Origin of the sequence: Streptomyces sp. CA-249302 (genome assembly GCF_050936785.1) — a bacterium.
GTDB lineage: Bacteria > Actinomycetota > Actinomycetes > Streptomycetales > Streptomycetaceae > Streptomyces.
Genome location: NZ_JBNJMG010000001.1, coordinates 8,120,577 through 8,136,848 on the forward strand (window position 1 = coordinate 8,120,577; position 16,272 = coordinate 8,136,848).

Consider the following 16,272-nt stretch of genomic DNA (forward strand, 5'->3'; position numbering starts at 1 on the left):
CTACACCGCCGTCTGACGGGCCGCCTTCAGCGCCTCGGCCAGCCGCTCCGGCTCCCGCGTCGACAGGTACAGGTACGGCGTCGGGTCCTCCGGGTCGGTGACCTCCACCTTCAGAGCGCCCGGGATGTAGGCGCGCAGCAGCAGGAACGCGCGCGTGTCCGCCTTGTACGTGCGCCAGGCGCGCGCCTCCTCCGCGTCCAGCACCTCCGCGTCCCCCAGCGCCGTCACCGGGATCTTCGCCTCGCCCGCGATCAGCGAGCCGCCCACCACCCGGATGCGGACCGAGCCGTACGAGCTCGCCACGACCGCCGCGGCCGCCGTCCCGCCGACCAGGCCGCCGAGCAGCGGCAGGGTGCCGAAGGGCAGCAGGATCAGGGCGAAGGAGACGCCCACCAGGAAGGAGATCAGCCACCAGGAGCGCGGGGCGGTGAGGCGTTCTTCGTAAGGGGCGGTCGAGAGCTGCATGGGGCCAAGCTTGGCACGGTGTCCGGATATGGCGGACGCGCGGGTAAGGTCTGCGGCTGTGAGTGGTACTTCCCCAGCGCTTAAGCCGCCCGCCGACGCGGTGAAACCCGTGCGGCACCCCGACGCTCCCGCGCCCGGTGAGCTTCTCGGGGCGCACTACGAACAGTGTTTCGGGTGCGGTGGCGAGCAGCCCCACGGGCTGCACCTGGCGGCGCGGGCCGGCGAAGGCGTCACGATCACCGCGGAGTTCACCGTGCAGCCCGCCCATCAGGGCGCGCCCGGCCTCGCGCACGGGGGCGTGCTGGCGACCGCCCTCGACGAGACGCTCGGCTCCCTGAACTGGCTGCTGCGCACGATCGCCGTGACCGGACGCCTGGAGACCGACTTCGTCCGACCGGTGCCGGTGGGCACGACCCTGTACCTGACGGCCGAGGTGACGGCGGTGGCGGGCCGCAAGATCTACTCGTCGGCCACCGGCCGGCTCGACGGCCCCGAGGGCGCCGTCGCCGTCCGCGCTGACGCGCTCTTCATCGAGGTCAAGGTCGATCACTTCATCGACAACGGCCGCCCGGAGGAGATCCGCGCCGCCATGAGCGACCCCGACCAGCACAGGCGCGCCCGCGCCTTCGAGGTGAACCCGTGAGCCGCGATCCCCTGAACGTGCTGCTGCGGCGCGTCGACCCGGACGTACCGCTTCCGTCGTACGAGCACCCCGGCGACGCGGGAGCCGATCTGCGGACCACCGAGGCGTGCGAACTGAAGCCCGGGGAGCGGGTTGTTCTGCCCACGGGGGTGTCGATCGCCCTCCCGGAGGGGTACGCGGCCTTCGTGCACCCCCGATCCGGTCTCGCCGCCCGCTGCGGTGTCGCTCTGGTGAATGCCCCGGGGACGGTTGATGCCGGGTACCGTGGGGAGATCAAGGTGATCGTGGTGAATCTCGACCCGCGCGAGGCCGTGCGGTTCGAGCGCTTCGACCGGATCGCCCAACTGGTCGTCCAGCAGGTCGAGAGGGTCCGCTTCCGGGAGGTCGCGGAGCTTCCCGGCTCGGCGCGGGCCGAAGGGGGCTTCGGGTCCACCGGAGGACATGCGGCGGTGGCCGGCACGAGCAGCACGAACGGTCAGGCCGCCGACGGCGGCCGGGCGGGTGGGAATCGATACGCTTCGGTCGTATCCGACCGGGAAGGACAGTGACGTGTTCGGACGTCGCAAGAAGAAGGGTGCCGCCGAGGACGCGGCCGGCGAGGCCGAGCAGGTCGTCGACAGTGTCGACACTGAGGCGGACGAGGAAGAAGAGGTCGAGCGCGAGCGTGTGAGGCTCGAGCCCGAACCGCGGCCCGACGGGCCCTGGGACGACTCCGAGGTGCGCGACCCCGCCGAGGGCCGCGTGGACCTGGGCGGCCTCTTCGTGCCCGGCGTCGACGGCATGGAGCTGCGGGTCGAGGTCGCGGGCGACGCGATCGTCGCGGCGACCGTGGTACTGCGCGACAGCGCCATCCAGCTGCAGGCCTTCGCCGCTCCCAAGCGCGAGGGCATCTGGGGCGAGGTGCGCGAGGAGATCGGCTCCGGCATCACCCAGCAGGGTGGCATCGTCGACGAGGTCGAGGGCCCGCTCGGCTGGGAGCTGCGCGCCCAGGTGCCGGTGCAGCTGCCGGACGGCACGGGCGGTTTCCAGGTCGTGCGGTTCGTCGGTGTGGACGGTCCGCGCTGGTTCCTGCGCGGGGTGATCTCGGGCCAGGGCGCGGTGCAGCCGCAGGCGGCCGGTCTGCTCGAGCAGATCTTCCGGGACACGGTCGTGGTCCGCGGCGAGGGCCCGATGGCGCCCCGCGACCCGATCGTCCTGAAGCTGCCGAACGACGCCCAGATGGTCCCCGAGGGCGTCCAGCAGCAGGAGGAGGGCTCGCGCTTCTCCGGCGGCATGGGGCAGCTCCAGCGCGGTCCGGAGATCACCGAGGTCCGCTAGTCGCTCCGCGGGAAGAACCGTTCGAGAGCCGCACCCTTCGGGGTGCGGCTCTTTTGCATGCGCGACCCCTTGACGGCGTATTGGTCTGTACCTACGGTCACGGCTCAACGCGCCGTTCATAAAGGCGCCTCGCGTTCACTTACATGAACGAAAGGCCTTCAGGTATGCGCAGAACCGGACTCCTCGTGGCTGCCGGAGCCCTCCTCGCCGGAGCCCTCTCCTGGCCGGTGCAGGCCGCCCCCAGCACCTTCGTCCACCCCGGAGTCACCGTCTCCCAGGCGCAGTTGGACTTCACCCGCACCAAGGTCAACGCCGGTGCCCAGCCCTGGAAGGGCGCCTTCGACCAGATGCTGGCGAGCAAGTACGCCGACCTGAACCGCACGCCGAAACCGCGGGCGACGGTCGAGTGCGGCTCGTACTCGAACCCCGACTACGGCTGCACCGACGAGCGCGAGGACGCGATAGCCGCGTACACGGACGCGCTCGCCTGGTACATCACCCGCGACGACCGCTACGCGAAGAAGGCGATCCAGCTCATGGACGCCTGGTCCGGTGTGATCAAGGAGCACACCAACAGCAACGCGCCCCTGCAGACCGGCTGGGCGGGCTCCTCCTGGCCGAAGGCCGCCGAGATCATCAAGTACACGTACACCGGCACCTGGACGAACTCCGGCCGCTTCGCGACCATGCTTCGCACCGTCTACCTCCCCGAGATCATCAACGGCTCCAACTCCAACGGGAACTGGGAGCTGTCGATGATGGAGGCCGCCGTCGGCATCTCTGTCTTCCTGGAGGACAAGGCGTCGTACGACAAGGCCATGGCGAGGTTCCGCACCCGCGCGGCCGCCTACGTCTACCTGTCCACGGACGGCGAGCTGCCGAAGACCGTGCCCAGCCAGAACCTCGACACCAAGGCGAAGATCGTCAACTACTGGCAGGGACAGTCCACCTTCGTCACGGGGCTCACCCAGGAGACCTGCCGCGACTTCACCCATACGGGCTACGGCATCTCCGCGATCTCGCACATCGCCGAGACCAGCCGGATCCAGGGCCAGGACCTGTACGGCACCGACGTCGGCGAGCGGCTGCGGCAGGCGCTCGGGTTCCAGGCCAAGTACCAGCTGGGCGCCGCCGTGCCGAGCTGGCTGTGCGGAGGGTCCTTGAAGCTCGGGCTCGGGCCGGTCACCGAGGTCGGCTACAACGCCCTGCACAACCGCCTCGGCATCGCGATGTCCAACACCCAGACGCTGACCCAGCAGCAGCGCCCGGCCGGCAGCAACAACCTCTTCGTGGCCTGGGAGACGCTCACCCACGGGGACAACCCCAGCTGAACCGTTGATGGACCGGGCGCCCGGCGGTGATACTGGCGCCCGGTCGACGGGGGAGAAGACATGAGCAGCCAGGTGGTCACCGAGACCATGGTGCGCGTCGAGAACATCCACAAGTCGTACGGCCATGGAGCGGCCGCCGTGCACGCCCTGCGCGGTGTCTCCTTCGAGGTCCCGCGCGGCGAACTCGTCGCCCTCAAGGGGCGGTCGGGATCGGGCAAGACGACCCTGCTCAACATCGTCGGCGGACTCGACGTACCCGACCAGGGGCGGGTGAGCGTCGACGGGCAGGAGCTGTCGCGGCTCGGCGAGGACGGGCTGCTCGCGCTGCGCCGGGACCGGATCGGGTTCGTCTTCCAGTCCTTCGGGCTGATCCCGATCCTCACCGCCGCCGAGAACGTCGGTGTCCCGATGCGGCTGCGCAAGGCGGACGTCCGCGAGCGCGAGGAGCGGGTCGAGCTGCTGCTCGCCCTGGTCGGGCTCGCCGACCACGCGAAGCAGCGGCCCGGTGAGCTCTCCGGCGGCCAGCAGCAGCGCGTAGCCATCGCCCGCGCCCTCGCCAACAGCCCCGCGCTCCTGGTCGCCGACGAGCCGACCGGCCAGCTGGACGCGGAGACCGGGCACGCGGTGATGGAGCTGCTGCGCGCCGTCGTCCACAGCGAGCAGGTCACCGCCCTGGTCGCCACCCACGACGCGACCCTGCTGGACCTGGCCGACCGGGTGCTGGAGCTGAGCGACGGGGAGATCGTCGAGCACTGAGCAAGGCCGGCGTCAGAGTTCCGTCAAAGAGAGCCCCGAGCCCCCGCCCGACCCCTTATGTCGTGATTGTTGGCCGTAAGGTCGACGCTGCGTAGGCAGCAGTGACCGGAAGACAATAGGGGCCATGGGACGCGGCAAGCTTCGGATCTACCTCGGTGCGGCACCGGGCGTCGGCAAGACGTACGCCATGCTCTCCGAGGCGCACCGGCGCGTGGAGCGGGGCACCGACTGTGTCGTCGGCTTCGTGGAGCACCACGGCCGGCCGCGCACCGAGGTGATGCTGCACGGCCTGGAACAGGTCCCGCGCCGGGAGCTGGAGTACCGCGGGGCCGTCTTCACCGAGATGGACGTGGACGCCGTGCTGCGCCGCGCCCCCGCGGTCGCCCTGGTCGACGAGCTCGCCCACACCAACATCCCGGGCTCCCGCAACGCCAGGCGCTGGCAGGACGTGGAGGAGCTGCTCGCGGCCGGCATCGACGTCGTCTCGACGGTCAACATCCAGCACCTCGAATCGCTGGGGGACGTCGTCGAGTCGATCACCGGTGTACGGCAGCGGGAGACCGTGCCGGACGAGGTGGTGCGGCGGGCCGACCAGATCGAGCTTGTCGACATGTCGCCGGAGGCGCTCAGACGCCGTATGGCGCACGGGAACATCTACCAGCCCGACAAGGTCGACGCGGCCCTCTCGAACTACTTCCGCCCCGGCAACCTCACCGCCCTGCGCGAGCTGGCGCTGCTGTGGGTCGCCGACCGCGTCGACGAGTACCTGAACGAGTACCGCAGCGAGCACCGGGTGTCGAAGATCTGGGGCTCACGGGAACGGATCGTGGTCGGGCTCACCGGCGGGCCGGAGGGGCGCACGCTGATCCGCCGGGCCGCGCGGCTCGCCGAGAAGGGTGCCGGCGGCGAGGTCCTGGCCGTCTACATAGCCAGCAGCGACGGGCTGACCTCCGCCTCCCCGAAGGAACTCGCCGTCCAGCGCACCCTCGTCGAGGACCTCGGCGGCACCTTCCACCATGTCGTCGGCGACGACATACCGGCCGCGCTGCTCGCCTTCGCGCGCGGGGTCAACGCCACCCAGATCGTGCTCGGCGTCTCCCGGCGCAAGAGCTGGCAGTACGTGTTCGGACCGGGCGTCGGCGCGAGCGTCGCCCGGGACTCGGGGCCCGACCTCGACGTCCACCTGATCACCCACGGCGAGGCCGGCAAGGGGCGCGGGCTGCCGGTGGCCCGGGGCGCCCGGCTCGGCCGGTCCCGGATCATCTGGGGCTGGGTGGTCGGCGTCGGCGGACCGGCCCTCATGGCGGTGCTCCTGAGCACCGTCGACCTCGGCCTCGCCAACGACATGCTGCTGTTCCTGGCGGTGACGGTCGCGGCCGCCCTGCTCGGCGGACTGCTGCCCGCGCTGGCCTCGGCCGCGGTGGGCTCCCTGCTGCTGAACTACTTCTACACACCGCCCCTGCACCGCTTCACCATCGCCGACCCCAAGAACATCGTCGCCATCGTGATCTTCGTCGGCGTCGGCATCTCGGTGGCCTCGGTCGTCGACCTCGCCGCCCGCCGCACCCACCAGGCGGCCCGGCTGCGCGCCGAGTCGGAGATCCTGTCCTTCCTCGCCGGCAACGTGCTGCGCGGCGAGACCGGCCTGGAGGACCTCCTGGAGCGGGTCCGGGAGACCTTCGGCATGGAGTCGGCGGCCCTGCTGGAGCGGGCGGGCGAACACGACCCGTGGACCTGCGCGGGCCGCGCCGGGCCCGGCAGCGCCGTCGAGCGGCCCGAGGACGCCGACGTGGACGTCCCGGTGGGCGACCACATGGCCCTCGCGCTGACCGGCCGGGTGCTGCCCGCCGAGGACCGCCGGGTGCTGGCCGCGTTCGCCGCCCAGGCCGCCGTCGTACTGGACCGGCGGCGCCTCCAGGAGGAGGCCGACCGGGCGCGGGCGCTGGCCGAGGGCAACCGGATCCGGACGGCTCTGCTGGCCGCCGTAAGCCATGATCTGCGGACTCCGCTCGCGGGGATCAAGGCGGCCGTCTCGTCCCTGCGGTCGGACGACGTGGCGTGGTCCGAGGAGGACCAGGCGGAGCTCCTGGCGGGCATCGAGGAGGGCGCCGACCGGCTCGACCACCTGGTCGGGAACCTGCTCGACATGTCCCGGCTGCAGACCGGCACGGTCACCCCGCTGATCCGCGAGGTCGACCTCGACGAGGTGGTGCCCATGGCGCTGGTCGGGGTGCCCGAGGACAGCGTCGACCTGGACGTGCCGGAGACGCTGCCCATGGTCGCCGTCGACCCGGGGCTGCTGGAGCGGTCGGTGGCCAACCTGGTCGAGAACGCGGTCAAGTACAGCCCGGCGGGCAAGCCGGTCCTGGTGGCCGCCAGTGCCATCGCCGACCGCGTCGAGGTGCGGGTCGTCGACCGTGGCCCCGGCGTCCCCGACGAGGCCAAGGAGCGTATCTTCGCCCCCTTCCAGCGCTACGGCGACGCCCCGCGCGGCGCCGGAGTCGGACTCGGCCTCGCGGTCGCCCGGGGCTTCGCCGAGGCCATGGGCGGCACCCTCAACGCCGAGGACACGCCCGGCGGCGGCCTCACCATGGTGCTCACCCTGCGCGCGGAAGGATCGCGCGCGGAAGTCTTCGACGACGGCGCCGCCCTGGCACAACCCGAAAGGCAGGTCACATGACCCGCGTGTTGGTCATTGACGACGAGCCGCAGATCGTGCGCGCCCTCGTGATCAACCTCAAGGCGCGCAAGTACGAGGTCGACGCGGCCCACGACGGTGCCACCGCCCTCCAGCTCGCCGCCGCCCGCCACCCCGACGTGGTCGTCCTCGACCTGGGCCTGCCCGACATGGACGGCGTCGAGGTGATCCGGGGCCTGCGCGGCTGGACGCGGGTGCCGATCCTGGTCCTTTCCGCCCGGCACACCTCCGACGAGAAGGTCGAGGCGCTGGACGCGGGCGCCGACGACTACGTCACCAAGCCCTTCGGCATGGACGAGCTGCTGGCCCGGCTGCGGGCCGCCGTCCGGCGTGCCGAGCCGGTCGGGGCCGGGGACGACGAGGTGACCCTCGTGGAGACCGAGGAGTTCACCGTCGACCTGGCCGCGAAGAAGGTCAACCGGGACGGCCGGGACGTACGGCTGACGCCCACCGAGTGGCATCTGCTGGAGGTGCTGGTCCGCAACACGGGCCGGCTGGTGAGCCAGAAGCAGCTGCTCCAGGAGGTGTGGGGTCCGTCATACGGGACCGAGACCAACTACCTCCGGGTCTACATGGCGCAACTGCGCAGGAAGCTGGAGGCGGACCCCTCGCACCCCAAGCACTTCGTCACGGAGCCGGGGATGGGTTACCGGTTCGAGCGCTAGGCCCGCGGGTACGAACGTGTCAGTGCACCCCGGTACGCTTCAGACATGAGTGCTGTTCCTCGTTCCGAAAAGCCGGTGGGCCGGTTCCGGCGCATGCTCGACCGGCTCTCCACGTCGCAGGAGGACCTGGAGTCGGAGGAGCTGCGGGAGGACGCCGAGACGGCGGGCTGCGTGCGCATCGGTGACTGCCACGACCGCCAGATCGTCACGGTTACTGGTACCTTGCGCACGGTCACCCTGCGGCCGCGGGCGGGCGTCCCGGCCCTGGAGGCCGAGCTGTTCGACGGCTCCGCCGCGCTGGACGTGGTGTGGCTCGGCAGACGCTCCATCGTGGGCATAGAACCGGGGCGCAAGCTGATCGCATCGGGCCGGATCTCGATGAGCAGAGGCCGCCGGGTGCTGTTCAACCCGAAGTACGAACTGAGACCCCTCGGACGGGAGTAGCCGGTGACGTCGCTCGACAAGCCGACGGAGGACACGTCTGCCGACGATGCCCGGGCGGTGACCGAGGCAGCCCTGTTCGAGGCGTTCGGCGGCGTGCGGGGCATGGTCGAGACGGTGCTGCCCGGCCTCCTCTTCGTCACGATCTTCACGATCAACAAGGACCTGCACTGGTCGGCGATCGCCGCCCTCGCCGTGTCGCTGGTGCTGGTCGTGGTGCGGCTGGCCATGCGGGACACCGTCAAGCACGCCTTCAGCGGGGTCTTCGGCGTCGCCTTCGGTGTCGTGTTCGCGATGATGACGGGCAACGCCAAGAACTTCTACCTCCCCGGCATGCTCTACACGCTGGGTCTGGCCCTGGCGTACATCATCACGACGCTCGCCGGAATGCCGCTGATGGGCCTGATCCTCGGCCCGGTCTTCAAGGAGAACCTCTCCTGGCGCACCCGCAACCCCGGCCGCAAGAAGGCGTACGCGAAGGCCAGTTGGGCCTGGGGTCTGATCCTTCTCGCCAAGTGCGCGATCCTCTTCCCGCTGTACTGGTGGGCGAACACGGCTCAGCTCGGCTGGGTCCTGATCGCCCTCAAGATCCCGCCCTTCCTGCTGGCGGTTTGGCTGACCTGGGTATTCCTGGCGAAGGCGCCCGCGCCGATCGACGTCTTCGCCGAGATGGAGGCGGAGGAACAGGCCGAGAAGGAGCGCAAGGCGGCGCTCGCGGCAGAGCAGGGTGAGCCGACCGGCGGACGCCACCGCCGAGAGGCGTAGTCAGCGGTACGACGATGAGGGGCGCCCCGTGAGTGCGGGGCGCCCCTCATCGTCGTAACCGCAGTGCCTAACCCGCCGCGTCCTCGCGCCGCACCGACAGCAGGTCCTCCAGCTGTTCCTCCCTTGCCTGGGCGGCGACGAACAGGAGTTCGTCGCCCGGTTCCAGGGAGTCGTCGCGGGTGGGGGTGAGGACGCGGGTGCCGCGGATGATGGTGACCAGGGACGTGTCCTCGGGCCATTCCACGTCGCCCACCTGGGTGCCGGCCAGCGCCGACTCCTCCGGGAGGGTCAGTTCGACCAGGTTCGCGTCCCCGTGGCTGAAGCGGAGCAGGCGGACCAGGTCGCCGACCGAGACCGCCTCCTCGACCAGGGCGGACATCAGGCGCGGGGTGGAGACGGCGACGTCGACGCCCCAGGACTCGTTGAAGAGCCACTCGTTCTTGGGGTTGTTGACGCGGGCGACGACGCGCGGGACGCCGTACTCCGTCTTCGCCAGGAGCGAGACGACCAGGTTCACCTTGTCGTCGCCGGTCGCGGCGATGACGACGTTGCAGCGCTGGAGCGCGGCCTCGTCCAACGACGTGATCTCGCAGGCGTCGGCCAGCAGCCACTCCGCCTGGGGGACGCGCTCGACCGAGATGGCGGTCGGCGCCTTGTCGATGAGCAGGATCTCGTGACCGTTCTCCAGCAGCTCGCCCGCGATCGAGCGGCCGACCGCGCCGGCACCGGCAATGGCGACCCTCATCAGTGACCGCCCTCCTCTTCGGGACCCTTGGCGAAGGACGCCTCGACCTTGTCGACCTCGTCGGTGCGCATCATCACGTGCACCAGGTCGCCTTCCTGCAGCACCGTCTGGGAGGTGGGCAGGATCGCTTCGCCGAGCCGGGTCAGGAACGCCACACGGACGCCCGTCTCCTCCTGCAGCTTGCTGATCTTGTGACCGACCCAGGCCGCGGAGGCGTGCACCTCGGCGAGCTGGACGCCACCGGTGGGGTCGCGCCACAGCGGCTCGGCGCCCGAGGGGAGCAGCCGGCGCAGCATCTGGTCGGCCGTCCAGCGGACCGTCGCGACGGTGGGGATGCCCAGGCGCTGGTAGACCTCGGCACGACGCGGGTCGTAGATACGGGCCGCGACGTTCTCCACGCCGAACATCTCGCGGGCCACCCGGGCCGAGATGATGTTGGAGTTGTCGCCGCTGGAGACGGCGGCGAAGGCGCCCGCCTCCTCGATGCCGGCCTCGCGCAGGGTGTCCTGGTCGAAGCCGATGCCGGTCACGCGACGGCCACCGAACCCGGGGCCGAGACGCCGGAAGGCCGTGGGGTCCTGGTCGATCACCGCGACCGTGTGCCCCTGTTGCTCCAGTGTCTGGGCCAGAGCGGAACCCACTCTTCCGCAGCCCATGATGACGATGTGCACGACCGTCCTTCCGAATGACCGAAAACTACTGCTCAGATCAGGGTCTCAGACCGACGCCCAAGCTACACACGCGCGGTAGGACGTAGGCAGCCCTGTGCACGGTTGCCGTGCACAGGGAGTTCTCAGCGACGGCTGATGCTGCGGATGCTCACAAGTGTCAGGATTCCGAGGCCGACGAGGGTCGCGACGGCGCCGATCAGTTCGGCGGTGGCGTGCATGGGACCTCCGGGGTGCGGCAACGGCCGCGAAAACGGGCGGGGTTTTGTCATATAGGCATGCGGGCGCGCTGAGCTGCGGAATCCGCAGCCGGAGCGGGGGGTGATTTCACTCGGAGAGCAGATGCGGGGTGGTGGGTGGTTGGGCACCCGTTCGAACGCCTACGATTCTCTGTTGTGTCCAAACTGACCGACGTGCCCAAACGGATCTTGATCGGGCGCGCACTGCGCAGTGACCGGCTGGGCGAAACGCTCCTGCCGAAGCGCATCGCCCTCCCCGTCTTCGCCTCCGACCCGCTGTCCTCCGTGGCCTACGCCCCCGGAGAGGTGCTGCTGGTCCTGTCCATCGCGGGCGTGTCGGCGTACCACTTCAGCCCCTGGATCGCCCTCGCGGTGGTCGTGCTGATGTTCACCGTGGTCGCCTCCTACCGGCAGAACGTGCACGCCTACCCCAGCGGCGGCGGCGACTACGAGGTGGCGACGACCAACCTCGGCCCCCGGGCCGGCCTCACCGTCGCCAGCGCCCTGCTGGTCGACTACGTCCTCACCGTCGCCGTCTCGATCGCCTCCGGCATCGAGAACCTCGGCTCGGCGGTGCCGTTCGTGGTCGAGCACAAGGTGCTCTGCGCCGTTGCCGTGATCGTGCTGCTCACGCTGATGAACCTGCGGGGCGTCAAGGAGTCCGGCAAGCTGTTCGCGATTCCGACGTACGTCTTCGTCGGCGGCGTCTTCATCATGATCGCGTGGGGCGCCTTCCGCGGACTGGTGCTCGACGACACCATGCGCGCGCCGACGGCCCAGTACACGATCAAGGCCGAGCACCAGGGCCTCGCGGGCTTCGCGCTGGTCTTCCTGATGCTGCGCGCCTTCTCCTCCGGCTGTGCCGCGCTCACCGGCGTCGAGGCGATCTCCAACGGCGTCCCGGCCTTCCGCAAGCCCAAGTCGAAGAACGCGGCGACCACGCTCGCCGCGATGGGCCTGCTCGCCGTCACCATGTTCTGCGGCATCATCGTCCTCGCCCTGACGACCAAGGTCCGGATGGCCGAGAACCCGGCCACCGACCTGCTCAAGAACGGCATCGGGGTCGGCGCCGACTACGTCCAGAACCCGGTGATCACCCAGGTCGCCGAGGCCGTCTTCGGCAAGGGCAGCTTCTTCTTCGTGGTCCTCGCGGCGGCCACCGCGCTGGTCCTGTTCCTGGCGGCCAACACCGCGTACAACGGCTTCCCGGTGCTCGGCTCGATCCTCGCCCAGGACCGCTACCTCCCCCGCCAGCTGCACACCCGCGGCGACCGCCTGGCCTTCTCCAACGGCATCGTGCTCCTGGCCGGCGCGGCCACCCTGCTGACGGTGATCTACGGCGCGGACTCCACCCGCCTCATCCAGCTCTACATCGTCGGCGTGTTCGTCTCCTTCACGCTCAGCCAGACCGGCATGGTCCGGCACTGGAACCGCCACCTGGCGGTCGAGAAGGACCCCGCCAAGCGCCGCCACATGGTGCGCTCCCGCGCGATCAACACCTTCGGCGCCTTCTTCACCGGCCTGGTGCTGGTCGTCGTGCTGGTCACCAAGTTCACGCACGGTGCCTGGGTCGCCCTGCTCGGCATGGTCATCTTCTACGCGACGATGACGGCGATCCGTAAGCACTACGACCGGGTGGCCTCCGAGATCGCGGCACCCGAGGGCCCGAGCGACGACAGCGTACGGCCGTCCCGCGTGCACTCCCTCGTGCTGATCTCCAAGATCCACCGCCCCACGCTCCGCGCCCTCGCCTACGCCAAGCTGATGCGCTCCGACACCCTGGAGGCGCTCACCGTCAACGTCGACCCGGCGGAGACCAAGGCGCTGCGCGAGGAGTGGGAACGGCGCGGCATCGACGTACCGCTGAAGGTGCTGGACTCGCCGTACCGCGAGATCACCCGGCCGATCATCGAGTACGTGAAGGGGCTGCGGAAGGAGTCGCCGCGCGACGCGGTGTCCGTGATCATCCCCGAGTACGTGGTCGGCCACTGGTACGAGCACCTGCTGCACAACCAGAGCGCGCTGCGGCTGAAGGGCCGGCTGCTGTTCACGCCGGGTGTCATGGTGACGTCCGTGCCCTACCAGCTGGAGTCCTCCGAGGCCGCGAAGAACCGCGCCCGCAAGCGGCAGGAGTGGAACGCGCCGGGTTCGGTCCGGCGCGGTCCGGCCGACCAGGGCCGGCCGAAGGAGCCCTCGGGCACGGCGGGCTCGTCGGGCGGCGGCAAGGGCTGAGGTTCACCGGTCGGCGGCCGGACGACACCCACGTAGACTGGTGGGCTGTTGTCCGGCCGTTGTCCTTTCCCCCTGTTCTCTCTCAACCCTGGAGTCACCCCACCATGCAGGCAGAACCGAAGAAATCGCTGGTGGGGCAGGAGTACGAGGTCGAGGTCGGGCCCGTCGCACACGGCGGGCACTGCATCGCCCGTACCGCCGAGGGCCAGGTCCTCTTCGTCCGGCACGCGCTGCCCGGTGAGCGGGTCGTGGCGCGGGTGACGGAGGGCGAGGAAGGCGCGCGCTTCCTGCGCGCGGACGCGGTGTCGGTGTTGTCGCCGTCCAAGGACCGCATCGAGGCGCCCTGCCCCTACGCCGGTCCGGGCCGCTGCGGCGGCTGCGACTGGCAGCACGCCAAGCCGGGGGCGCAGCGGCGGCTCAAGGGCGAGGTGATCGCCGAGCAGTTGCAGCGGCTGGCGGGGCTGACGCCGGAGGACGTCGGCTGGGACGGCACGGTGATGCCGGCCGAGGGCGACAAGCTGCCGGCGGGCGAGGTGCCTGCGTGGCGTACGCGGGTCCAGTACGCGGTGTCCCCGGACGGCCGCGCCGGTCTGCGCCGGCACCGCTCGCACGAGGTCGAGCCGGTCGAGCACTGCATGATCGCGGCGCCGGGCGTGAGCGAGCTGGGGATCGAGGAGCGCGACTGGTCCGGGATGGCGTCGGTGGAGGCGATCGCCGCGACGGGCTCCCAGGACCGGATGGTGATCCTGGAGCCCCGCCCGGGCGCCCGGCTGCCTCTGGTCGAGCTGGACAAGCCGGTCTCCGTGATGCGGGTCGAGGAGAAGGACGGCGGCATCCACCGTGTGCACGGGCGCGCGTTCGTGCGTGAGCGGGCCGACGGCCGTACGCACCGGGTGGGCAGCGGCGGCTTCTGGCAGGTCCACCCGATGGCGGCGGACACCCTCGTCAAGGCCGTCATGCAGGGCCTGCTGCCGCGCAAGGGCGACATGGCGCTCGACCTGTACTGCGGGGTGGGCCTGTTCGCGGGGGCACTGGCCGACCGGCTCGGCGACAAGGGTGCGGTGCTCGGCATTGAGTCCGGGAAGCGGGCGGTGGAGGACGCGCGGCACAACCTCGCGGACTTCGAACGGGTGCGGATCGAACAGGGCAAGGTGGAGTCGGTCCTGCCGCGTACCGGTATCACGGAGGTCGACCTGATCGTCCTGGATCCGCCGCGGGCGGGGGCGGGGCGGAAGACGGTGGAGCATCTGGCGTCGTTGAGGGCACGGCGGATCGCTTATGTGGCTTGCGATCCGGCGGCGTTGGCTCGGGATTTGGGGTATTTCCGGGAGGGGGGTTATCGGGTGCGGATGTTGCGGGCGTTCGATCTGTTTCCGATGACTCATCATGTGGAGTGCGTGGCGATTCTGGAGCCGGTCGCGAAGGGTTCCTGAGCTGCGGTTTTTGTGCGTGCGCATGCGAGGGCAGAGGATGTTGCGCAGCTCCTGCCGGTCAGATTCCGCGGAAGGGAGCAGGTGGCCCTGTGACCCGCAACGCCGGCTGACCGGGACCATGAACTGACGCAACGCCTTGGCGGACGATGTGCCTGCTCGGCTTCTGCACCGGACCACACGGCGGTTTGGAGGCGCTGTTGACGATCGCCGCGTGAGGGACGCCGCCCTTTCCGGGGTCGACAGTTCGCCTCACCGCTGGGTTCAATCAGCGCACGGAGATGGCGTGGGCGCCCACTCGCTCGGCGCCGAACTTCTGGGCGGCCGTCGGCACGGCGTGGTCCGCGGTCGTGATGGCCGCCTTCGGCAGCCCGTTGCCGTACACGGTCCCGAACTTGTCGGCCTTGAGGTAGACGTCGGTGTCACCGCCGGGGAGGGGGACGGCGCGGAAGTTCTCCCGCGTCGCGTAGACCTGGTAGCAGTGCTGTCGTAGGTAGCCGATCTCGCTGTTCCAGCTTGAGGAGTCGGCGAAAGCCCCGTGGACCAGGACCACCGTCGGCTTCGCGCGCAGCCGCCAGCGCTTTGATTCGAGCGATGGATTTCATGTGCTGGTGTTCCTCTCGAGCTGTTCAGCCGAATTGGTACGGAGAAGCGGCGCGGCTCCTGCGGACATGAAGTCCCTGTTTGTACCGCCCTTTGCTGACGTCATGCCCGATCGGCATGACGGCTTCGGCAATCGGCATTGGCGTGACGAGTCGTGGGCCGCAATGCTCGGCGGAGTCGACGCGACTGTCCTGGCTGTGCGCGAACACACAACACCCCCGTGACCGCTCTCCGCCTGACGGAGGGCCGTAACATTGAAGAGGTCTCTGAATATGCCGAGCACTCAGTGGCGAGAGATATTTCGGCCGGACGAGAGTGTCCAGCATGCGGAACAGGTACACGTTTTCAGTGAACTGCAACGCAAGCGTCTGAATGAGCATGGCCACGGGCGAGCGCTGCACCGTAATCAGGTGGCCGCCCTGAAGGCGGTCTTGGCGGTGGGAGAAGATCTTCCTGATCATGCCAGGCAAGGAATTTTTGCCGCTCCCGCTTTTCTTGACGCACATGTTCGGCTGTCCAACGGGAACTTCTCCGTCGACCGGGCTCCCGACATCCGCGGTTTCGCGATCAAGGTCTTCGGGGCCTCGACGCCGTCGTCCGCCGATGTCGAGCAGAACTTCACCCTGGTCAGTCAGGAGACCCTGAGGGTCAGCGGTAGCGCGGACGTCGTCGGGATCGTCGAGCTCTCTGCGAGCGGGCCCGCGGCTGCTCTCCGTAGGGCCGCAACGAATCCGCAGCTGACCCGCACGGCCGTCGCGAACGTCCGGGACATGGTGAAGCCGTTCAGTGGATTCGCCACGCATGACTTCTACAGCATCATGCCGATCACGTTCGGCGACTACGCGGCCCGGCTGAAGCTGTGCGCCGCCTCGACGCGGGTCAACAAAGCAGCCCGCAAGGGTCTGGCCGCCGACATCTACGGGCGACTGGCCGACGACGATCTGGAATTCCTTCTCCAGGCACAGTTCTTCGAGGACGAGACTCGTACGCCGATCGAGAACTCGTCGGTCCGCTGGGACGCGCCGTGGCTTACGGTGGCGCGGTTGTGCGTGCCTCGGCAGACGCCGGACAGGGAATTGGCCGAGGCGGTCGAGAAGAGCAGCTTCAACCCCTGGATCGCGGCAACGGAGCATCGACCTCTCGGAGAGTTGATGCGTGCCCGCCGGGCGGCCTATTCGCTGAGCTGGCGCAACCGGGAGACTGGTCCCTGACATCCCGTCAGGGCCGTCTGCGCGTTTGTCTGTTCGATTCCGAGGTCGTCTCGGCATATGCCG

The 16,272-nt window shown here is 69.8% G+C and carries 16 protein-coding genes; 12 read left to right on the forward strand and 4 right to left on the reverse strand.

Annotation, left to right across the window (positions count from 1 at the left end; all coding sequences use genetic code 11):
• On the reverse strand, window positions 1-465 hold the full coding sequence (locus ACQEWB_RS36810; RefSeq protein ID WP_432838863.1) for a DUF3093 domain-containing protein: 465 nt from the start codon (window positions 463-465) through the stop codon (window positions 1-3).
• Between the two features lie 58 nt (window positions 466-523).
• Between ACQEWB_RS36810 and ACQEWB_RS36815 the strand changes: the two genes are divergently transcribed.
• From ACQEWB_RS36815 to ACQEWB_RS36855, 9 genes are all read left to right on the forward strand, one after another.
• Entirely contained in the window at window positions 524-1,108 is a 585-nt protein-coding gene (locus tag ACQEWB_RS36815) for a PaaI family thioesterase (RefSeq protein WP_432838865.1), read from the forward strand.
• A complete protein-coding gene (dut, locus tag ACQEWB_RS36820; protein ID WP_432838867.1) occupies window positions 1,105-1,656 on the forward strand; it encodes a dUTP diphosphatase in 552 nt (183 codons plus the stop codon). Before ACQEWB_RS36815 ends, dut begins: the two co-directional genes overlap by 4 nt.
• Before the next feature lies 1 nt (window position 1,657).
• Window positions 1,658-2,425, forward strand: coding sequence for a DUF3710 domain-containing protein (locus ACQEWB_RS36825; protein WP_432838869.1), 768 nt, complete (start codon window positions 1,658-1,660; stop codon window positions 2,423-2,425).
• Between the two features lie 164 nt (window positions 2,426-2,589).
• Window positions 2,590-3,756, forward strand: coding sequence for an alginate lyase family protein (locus ACQEWB_RS36830; protein WP_432838871.1), 1,167 nt, complete (start codon window positions 2,590-2,592; stop codon window positions 3,754-3,756).
• Between the two features lie 60 nt (window positions 3,757-3,816).
• Window positions 3,817-4,512, forward strand: coding sequence for an ABC transporter ATP-binding protein (locus ACQEWB_RS36835; RefSeq protein WP_432838873.1), 696 nt, complete (start codon window positions 3,817-3,819; stop codon window positions 4,510-4,512).
• Between the two features lie 124 nt (window positions 4,513-4,636).
• Window positions 4,637-7,192 (forward strand): ATP-binding protein, encoded by a 2,556-nt coding sequence (locus tag ACQEWB_RS36840; RefSeq protein WP_432838875.1) that lies wholly within the window; start codon window positions 4,637-4,639, stop codon window positions 7,190-7,192.
• A complete protein-coding gene (locus ACQEWB_RS36845) occupies window positions 7,189-7,875 on the forward strand; it encodes a response regulator (RefSeq protein ID WP_432838877.1) in 687 nt (228 codons plus the stop codon). The genes ACQEWB_RS36840 and ACQEWB_RS36845 overlap by 4 nt, the downstream gene beginning before the upstream one ends.
• A 45-nt stretch (window positions 7,876-7,920) precedes the next feature.
• A complete protein-coding gene (locus ACQEWB_RS36850) occupies window positions 7,921-8,319 on the forward strand; it encodes an OB-fold nucleic acid binding domain-containing protein (protein ID WP_432838879.1) in 399 nt (132 codons plus the stop codon).
• A gap of 3 nt (window positions 8,320-8,322) precedes the next feature.
• Window positions 8,323-9,081 (forward strand): DUF3159 domain-containing protein, encoded by a 759-nt coding sequence (locus ACQEWB_RS36855; protein WP_432838881.1) that lies wholly within the window; start codon window positions 8,323-8,325, stop codon window positions 9,079-9,081.
• A 67-nt stretch (window positions 9,082-9,148) separates the two neighbouring features.
• Here the strand turns inward: ACQEWB_RS36855 and ACQEWB_RS36860 are convergent, their stop codons facing one another.
• Both ACQEWB_RS36860 and ACQEWB_RS36865 read right to left on the reverse strand, forming a co-directional pair.
• Window positions 9,149-9,826 (reverse strand): potassium channel family protein, encoded by a 678-nt coding sequence (locus ACQEWB_RS36860; RefSeq protein WP_432838883.1) that lies wholly within the window; start codon window positions 9,824-9,826, stop codon window positions 9,149-9,151.
• Entirely contained in the window at window positions 9,826-10,497 is a 672-nt protein-coding gene (locus tag ACQEWB_RS36865) for a potassium channel family protein (RefSeq protein ID WP_361270339.1), read from the reverse strand. Before ACQEWB_RS36865 ends, ACQEWB_RS36860 begins: the two co-directional genes overlap by 1 nt.
• A 392-nt stretch (window positions 10,498-10,889) precedes the next feature.
• On the opposite strand from ACQEWB_RS36865, the gene ACQEWB_RS36870 reads away from it, so the two are divergent.
• Both ACQEWB_RS36870 and ACQEWB_RS36875 read left to right on the forward strand, forming a co-directional pair.
• Window positions 10,890-12,965, forward strand: coding sequence for an APC family permease (locus ACQEWB_RS36870; RefSeq protein ID WP_432838886.1), 2,076 nt, complete (start codon window positions 10,890-10,892; stop codon window positions 12,963-12,965).
• 104 nt (window positions 12,966-13,069) lie between these two features.
• Window positions 13,070-14,398 (forward strand): class I SAM-dependent RNA methyltransferase, encoded by a 1,329-nt coding sequence (locus tag ACQEWB_RS36875; protein ID WP_432838888.1) that lies wholly within the window; start codon window positions 13,070-13,072, stop codon window positions 14,396-14,398.
• 265 nt (window positions 14,399-14,663) lie between these two features.
• On the opposite strand, the gene ACQEWB_RS36880 is transcribed toward ACQEWB_RS36875, so the two are convergent.
• Window positions 14,664-14,948, reverse strand: a complete 285-nt coding sequence (locus ACQEWB_RS36880; RefSeq protein ID WP_432838890.1) for a hypothetical protein — start codon at window positions 14,946-14,948, stop codon at window positions 14,664-14,666.
• Window positions 14,949-15,270: 322 nt separating this feature from the next.
• Here ACQEWB_RS36880 and ACQEWB_RS36885 point away from each other — a divergent pair, with 322 nt between their 5' ends.
• Window positions 15,271-16,209: a hypothetical protein gene (locus tag ACQEWB_RS36885; protein WP_432838892.1), complete on the forward strand. Its 939-nt coding sequence runs from the start codon at window positions 15,271-15,273 to the stop codon at window positions 16,207-16,209.
• Window positions 16,210-16,272: the final 63 nt, after the last annotated feature.

Excerpts from the sequence above, each read along its gene's own strand:
- ACQEWB_RS36835 (WP_432838873.1), top strand. The coding sequence starts at position 3,817 with ATGAGCAGCCAGGTGGTCACCGAGACCATGGTGCGCGTCGAGAACATC.
- ACQEWB_RS36860 (WP_432838883.1), bottom strand. The coding sequence starts at position 9,826 with ATGAGGGTCGCCATTGCCGGTGCCGGCGCGGTCGGCCGCTCGATCGCG.
- ACQEWB_RS36850 (WP_432838879.1), top strand. The coding sequence starts at position 7,921 with ATGAGTGCTGTTCCTCGTTCCGAAAAGCCGGTGGGCCGGTTCCGGCGC.
- ACQEWB_RS36840 (WP_432838875.1), top strand. The coding sequence starts at position 4,637 with ATGGGACGCGGCAAGCTTCGGATCTACCTCGGTGCGGCACCGGGCGTC.
- ACQEWB_RS36810 (WP_432838863.1), bottom strand. The coding sequence starts at position 465 with ATGCAGCTCTCGACCGCCCCTTACGAAGAACGCCTCACCGCCCCGCGC.
- ACQEWB_RS36885 (WP_432838892.1), top strand. The coding sequence starts at position 15,271 with ATGCCGAGCACTCAGTGGCGAGAGATATTTCGGCCGGACGAGAGTGTC.
- ACQEWB_RS36830 (WP_432838871.1), top strand. The coding sequence starts at position 2,590 with ATGCGCAGAACCGGACTCCTCGTGGCTGCCGGAGCCCTCCTCGCCGGA.
- ACQEWB_RS36845 (WP_432838877.1), top strand. The coding sequence starts at position 7,189 with ATGACCCGCGTGTTGGTCATTGACGACGAGCCGCAGATCGTGCGCGCC.
- ACQEWB_RS36875 (WP_432838888.1), top strand. The coding sequence starts at position 13,070 with ATGCAGGCAGAACCGAAGAAATCGCTGGTGGGGCAGGAGTACGAGGTC.